The organism is Duganella sp. SG902 (assembly GCF_013376005.1).
Taxonomy (GTDB): Bacteria; Pseudomonadota; Gammaproteobacteria; order Burkholderiales; family Burkholderiaceae_D; genus Rugamonas.
This window is the reverse complement of record NZ_JABMJK010000022.1, coordinates 73,117-79,405: the sequence shown is the minus strand read 5'-3', so window position 1 is coordinate 79,405 and position 6,289 is coordinate 73,117. Positions and strand designations below refer to the sequence as shown.

Annotated in this window: 7 protein-coding genes; all 7 read left to right on the top strand. The window is 55.2% G+C overall.

From position 1 onward, the window contains the following. On the top strand, positions 1–1,203 hold a 1,203-nt coding region (locus FHW83_RS28340; protein ID WP_176649704.1), incomplete at its 5' end, for a hypothetical protein. Then, a complete protein-coding gene (locus tag FHW83_RS28335) occupies positions 1,200–2,294 on the top strand; it encodes an Imm71 family immunity protein (RefSeq protein WP_176649703.1) in 1,095 nt (364 codons plus the stop codon). The genes FHW83_RS28340 and FHW83_RS28335, both read left to right, overlap by 4 nt. A 106-nt stretch (positions 2,295–2,400) precedes the next feature. Next, positions 2,401–2,655 carry a hypothetical protein gene (locus FHW83_RS28330; RefSeq protein ID WP_176649702.1) on the top strand — a complete coding sequence of 85 codons (255 nt, stop codon included), beginning with the start codon at positions 2,401–2,403 and terminating at the stop codon, positions 2,653–2,655. Positions 2,656–2,899: 244 nt separating this feature from the next. Next, the gene (locus FHW83_RS28325; protein ID WP_176649701.1) at positions 2,900–3,859 is read left to right on the top strand and encodes a hypothetical protein; all 960 of its coding nucleotides are present in this window, start codon (positions 2,900–2,902) and stop codon (positions 3,857–3,859) included. 248 nt (positions 3,860–4,107) lie between these two features. Then, on the top strand, positions 4,108–4,767 hold the full coding sequence (locus FHW83_RS28320) for a M949_RS01915 family surface polysaccharide biosynthesis protein (RefSeq protein ID WP_229224396.1): 660 nt from the start codon (positions 4,108–4,110) through the stop codon (positions 4,765–4,767). Further along, positions 4,734–5,291, top strand: a complete 558-nt coding sequence (locus FHW83_RS28315; protein ID WP_176649700.1) for a hypothetical protein — start codon at positions 4,734–4,736, stop codon at positions 5,289–5,291. The genes FHW83_RS28320 and FHW83_RS28315 overlap by 34 nt, the downstream gene beginning before the upstream one ends. A gap of 66 nt (positions 5,292–5,357) precedes the next feature. Beyond that, on the top strand, positions 5,358–6,251 hold the full coding sequence (locus FHW83_RS28310) for a hypothetical protein (RefSeq protein WP_176649699.1): 894 nt from the start codon (positions 5,358–5,360) through the stop codon (positions 6,249–6,251). Positions 6,252–6,289 lie beyond the last annotated feature (38 nt).

Genomic DNA, 6,289 nt, shown 5'->3' with positions numbered 1-6,289 from the left:
GTCAAGGTCGCCCAGGAAGCGGCACATCTGGCCGGTGCTGCCAAGGCGGCACACCTGCTCGCAGGCGCAAAGGAAGTTATCGAGTTCCTCAACCGTATAGGCGTCAAAAATGCGGAGAAATGGCTATTGTCACTTCGCGTCGGCGATCACCTCAATGCCTTGACTTTGAAATTCGCGCATCTGATGGTGACACTGGACAAGATACTCGTAAAGGCACGGAACAAGGTCGCCAGTCTGGCGCCGAGCCTGGCCAAACGCATAGATTCGCTGCGTGAGGGCTTTGCCAAGGTACGGGAAAAAGGCAAAGAAATGATACCGCTCGCGGTGAAAGAGCTGGATCAAAAACTGCGGGAAATTCAAGCCTACATACGGTCTGGTGGAGAGACGACCAGCCGACTTGCGCTCCACGAGGTCGCGACCGGCGAGCGGGTTGTGACCCGCGCTGAAGAACGGCGTCTGATTGAAGATGGCGCCTTACCGACAAGGAATTCACGCGGTGGGTTCAATCAAAATCCTTCGCGTACCTCAGACGCGGATGAAATCGCAAAAGTTTACAAGCACGAAGACGGATATCCGAGTTTATTCAATTCTAACCCTGCTGCCAAAAGTCACGAAAAGATAGCAGCATTCTCTGGAAAAATAGTCAATCGTCCCCTGAAAGACGGCGAACAGATTTTTCGCTTCTTCGGTCCGCCACGTACTACGCATGGCGTAGATGTTGGCGAAGCCTTTGCAGGCGGCGGGTGGTGGGGAGTTGGGCCCGCTCCACGGACGGCGAAGGAGTGGCGCGAATATGCGGCAGTCCTTGATAGCTTTAACGGGGATGGCTTTTTTGTCACGGCTAAAGTCGTGGGAAACAAGGGCCCAAAGGCAGCCGTCGGCACTGTGTCAGAACAGTTCGGAAAACAAATTCCTGGACAATATCTGCCGGGCGGCGCAACCCAGGCCTTCTTCTACCTGGACAAGGCGTTCTCGGCGGCTTTAAGCAAAGCCGGTCAGGATTTTGCAAAAGGAGAGAAAGTCAGTAAAGTAGTTGATACAGCGACAGGGCTGGAATTTACTTTCCACAAAACGGGATGGACCGATGCCAATGGCATCTGGGGTTACATCCGCGCTCCAGGAACGGCCACTACACAAACCGCGCGTGTTGGCAGCCGCGAACGTGCAACCAAAGAAAACAATCAGGTACTTGTACATCCATGAATCAATCTATAGCTAGCAATGGCATCTTGCTGCCAACTGATGTCGAGCGGCAGCAGATTTTTTATTTCCTTCAAAGACTCAGCTCGGTCACGGCGTGGCGCCGCATCTTCGAGTATTACAAGGCGTGGGCAGACTGTACTGAAAACAGCGTGCGCGAAGCTGACCGACAAGGATGGGCAGATCGAACTGGAGTCACCGAATCCGACTATGTACTTATTTTGAAGGGCCTGGCGCATTGTGAGGAGGGCGTCGTCCGCCTCGGCAAGGGCGACAAGCGGGTATTCAAATTCGATGCCAACGGTGAATTCGAGATGGCCTCGCGTACGCTTTCTCACTGGGCATCGATGAAGACCCGTATAGAGGAAGGTGAAAATGGAATCGACGAGCCCCACACGCCACTGTGGGCAGAGTTTAAAACAACTCTGACAGCGCTTCACGATGCATGGGAAGAATGTAGTTATCAAATTCTGGAACCCCGTTACCTGGACGAACCTGCCCTGACGATATATAACAGTTGGCTCCGAGACGAATTGAAATCCATGCCATTTCCAGCAGTCTTACCGGCGGTTCCCGACCCACTGGACAATACCTTTGTTCGCACCAATGAGTACACTCCCTTCTCTGGCATCTGGGAACCCATCGAAGCGGCGCCTAAAAAAAATTCGCTTCTGCGTTTGTTCAGTGCCGATCCGAAGCCGCAACCGCCATTCAAGATTATGGGAGCGATGAACTATTTGCACGGCGGATCGAGGGCGCCGCAGATAAAGTTCTCCGTTCCCGGAGAAAGTATTCGGTCTGATACCACATGGCGCTTGCTTTGGCGAGACGATCGATATACAGATGGCCGTATCCCAGAACAGGAACAATCTTATCGCTTCACGGAACCGAGGACCGAGCTTGCACAAAATTATTCAATTGCGTTGGCAAAAGAAACCGTATGGGCCGAGAGCGGATCTGCCGTGCCCGTGGGTGGGACGTGGCTGCTCGAATCCGACTTAACCACGAAAATAGTTTTGCAAAAAGGCGAGAGGCTCCCCCTGTATCAGGGCAGAGAGGTACGATGGGTATTGGCTGAGGATCGCGTGGCGTGAATCGGAATACTGGCTGCGAGAACCCAGTTCGATGCAAATTGAGCTTCGCTCGATTTTTCGTCTCCCAATCAGTGCCACCGCACGCGTTTACAAAGCTTGAAGCGAAATGGCATACGTCGAGATGATAAACGGCGAATTTGAGGATTATGAGGACATCGAGCAAGCAAGGCCGGTTCTTTACTCAATGGGCACTATCGCCGACACAGCGAAGGTGCTGCTGACGGCGCAGGTTGGCGCCGACCGCGCCTCGCCGACCAGAGTTGACACCCAGCCTGGTGGTACGCCATGCCTTCACAACCAAGCCTTGCAGCTGGATTTACGTGGAGCAGCTGCACAGCGAGCCGATGGACTGGCAGGATAGCGCCGAGACGGCAACGCCGGCCGGCGGCCCCCGCGTGGAAACCGGCGCGCCTTGCCCGCAAGCGGGCTACTACTTCACGCCGGCCAAGTCTGATTCACAGTGCCATTTCGTGGTCGGTGAAACCATGCCGCAAGTCGGGGCCGATACGGCTACACCATTTAGCAATGGGATGGCAACCAGGAAGACACCAACTAGTTAAACGAGGATGGAGACTGCGCCGTTTCAAACTATCGAAGTAAATAGCATGGGCACACCATTAATAGCGCAAGAAATTTTTCTGCTTGAGCGCTACTCATCCGTTGAATACTTTGGGCAGCTACGTGACATTTGGGCAGAAATGATTGCGCACGTCGGGCGATGCCTGGATCATTTCATGCAGAATCTACCGTTGGACTACCGCAATCGTCCTTTGCCCGAACAACCCGACGCGGTATGGGGTGAACGCGTCCTACCAAACTTCAGAGATACGCTTCAATCGCTTAACGACGGCTACATTGCGCTAACGGCTGGTGACGTCACAGGACTGGAATACTGTCATGGTCCGTTAAACGACTTCAAAGGCCAGTCTGATTTCTCTGTCAGCTGGATGAGCCGACAAGACCAGGATATTTATGGCGCGCTGCTGAATAAAGCCGTCATCATGGCCAGCAATATACGGTTCACCTCAGGAGCATACTGGAATCCTTTGACGCTGAGTAGTCGATACAATCCAGACTCACGCGGCCCTCTCGATGCGCCGATGTCTTGGCCTGAATATCGGCGAGCGGCCAATACGTCTGCCGCTTCCGGGGACAAGCTTCCTGTTTCGGGCGTCTATCTCCCAGATGTGGACAATAGTTGCGCCGAGTTTCTTAGTACGGAGTACGAAATTGCACCACCTTGCCGAGTGCACGTAGGGGACAAAGATTTGCTGGATCCCGATACTGGTATCAAATATGGTCAGCAGGCACTCAATGAAGAGCGCCCGTGCGTATGGCACCTGATTGAAAAAATACCAGATGGCGAAGGGCATCCTGTACCAAGCTTGTTAAATGAAATAAAAGTAAGGGCTGAAGCAGGTGCTCCTTGCCCACAATCGGGCTTTTACTTCACGCCCGCAAAATCCGATTCACGACGCTATTTTGCTAAAGGCGAATTGATGCCACAAGTAGGTGGTGACTACGGAACAACCATCTGGCAATGGGATCAGAAACAGGAAGCATGAGTCACCTCGCCCTTAAATCGCGAACGCAGGCATTCAAGCCGCCGTCCGGCATCGAGCGGCAGGAAATTTTCTGCTGGCTGAAAAACCTCAGCTCACTTACAGGACTAAAGTGTGCTTAAAGTCCGTAGTGCTCGATAATGATGAGGATGGAATTTTGAAAGCGCTGGCCATTGATCAAGAAAGCCACACGATCAAATTTCGGTGGCTGACTCATCCGGACGACAAGGAGCATCGCATAAGCCTCGTAGATGAAAAATTCTTACTTCAATGATTCGCGACCAGCAATGGTATGCTTGGCGCTGTTGGGGATATGTACAGCATCCTATGCCGCATCGCCTGCAACCGCGCCTGTTGATTTAAGCTATCTGCGGGCCCGGCATTTGTGGATCGATGGTGATCTGATAAGCGCTCAAAAGGTGTATGACCAGCGCGGGGAGCATGTTCTTGTCCTGAGCCGCAAAGCTGGCCCTTCATCGACGGCACCAGGATCTAAGCGGATAGAGCGCATTGCGCTTCACGCGGCTTACTATTCGCAACGGAGCAGCGCCTGGAAAGAGGACTGGGCCGTACGGGACTTTGTTGACTGTCCCGGATTGGACGCGGCCGCAGATTTCTTCACCTCTGAGCTGAGCGTCACCGATATCAACAACGACGGCACGGCGGAAGTCACCATACCGTATAAACTGTTTTGCGGGGGCGGTGTTGATTCCTACACTGTTAAGGTGATCTTACGAGAAGGTCCGCTTAAGCTGGCCATTCGCGGAGAGTCCGAGGTAAGGCTGCCCGGCCAGGCGCCCTTCGGTGGCGGGCACCAGCTTGATAGACCGTTGTTGACACAGCCTTACAAGCTTTATAGGGAACACTTGGAAAATGTATGGCGGACAGTTTCGATAGATACTCGAAAATAATGAAACCGAAGGTTGCGACGACATCGCCGCGCCGCAGTGTCATGCTTGGCCTGCTGGCGACCTCCATCCTGCCGGTCGCTCAACCGGCGCGAGCGGCCCGGGCGGAGATGGGAGTTCAACAAGTTCAACAGCTGATTCGCGCCTTTCGCGCCACCCAGGACACCAATGCGATAGCGGAGGCTATCTCGCTGGCCGATCAACTTTCCGCTGACCGGTCATCAAAGGTGCGGCCCCTCTGGCAGGAAATTATTCGCGCGCTGGATGCGGAGATCATCCCAGGATTCGATACAGCCGACGTTCCCTTGCTTAACGTCGCCCCGCCGCCTGAGTCAGGCCTGCCTGCCGGCGTTGCGCCCGACAGTGTCGAGGATCCAGTCATGCGCGCGGCCTACAAGAAAGCGCTGGCCGAGAATGCGTTACGACTCCAGCGCTATCGCTATCAACGTCAACCGCTCGAACAGATGGACCACGCCCAAGCCGGCTTAAAGGAATATACGCAAGCAGCAGGTGGCGCGAGGCGCTAACGATGGCGGCATTGCCATGCCCAACTGGCGCCATAGCGTAGCTTAACTCGAGTGGGCAGCCTACCGATGAACTCAAGCATTGAATTAACGCCGTGGCGCCAGCGCCAGATCGCGATGTTGTATCGCTATGCCTCGCTCGATTACATGAAGGCGGTGGATGTCCTGCTTTCGCAGGTCATCGAAGGCCGCCCTACTCCGGCGCTTGAACAATCGTTGGCCGCCGCCTGCGCGGCAGCCCTGGAATCCCAACCCCGCATACACAACGATGCCCGGCGATGGGATCGCGACATGCGCGATATCCTGACCGAGATGCGGCAGTTGCTCCGCGACGATATTAAAGCACGCGGCCATGGCAACTATCGTGCCGGAAGCCTCGGCCATTTCTTCAATCAGGTCGGCCATGCCGATGCCTATGACGCCTATCGCAGCCGCGACGAGTACCATGTTTGCGAGTACTTTGTGCGTCAATACAGCGACCCGGCCGAGGATATCCTGGTGGAATACCGGCGCCAGCAACCGCTGACCGATCATTGGTTCGCCTGTCATCTTGCGCGGCATTTATCGGACCAGCCGGAGGTGCCGGCGTTCCGGGTACGCACCGACATCACCGCCCGCAGCGGCGAGTCCCCGCCACGCGCTGGCGTGTACGTCAGCCAGGACGATGCGAACGCCGCACCGCAATTCGCCTGGCCCGAGAAAGACCGTGGACAGTTGACCGACAGCAGCACCTTTAACGATGTCGGTCTCGCCGCGCTGCACGCGATCGGCCGCGATGGGCTGTGGTTCGACCAACAAAAAATGTATGCGTTTGCAGCAGAGGCCGGCATTCGGCATCCCGCATCGCCACAGGAGGCGATCTCGCCAGGCAGCGCCTCTTCAGCACTTGCCATCCACGCACATGCCACGCGGCCGTGCGACCGGTACTATGTCGAGATAATGTCCGGAAGCGAACAGCGCTAGCGTTCAATTTCGCACAGTTTGAGCCGGAAACGGCGTGG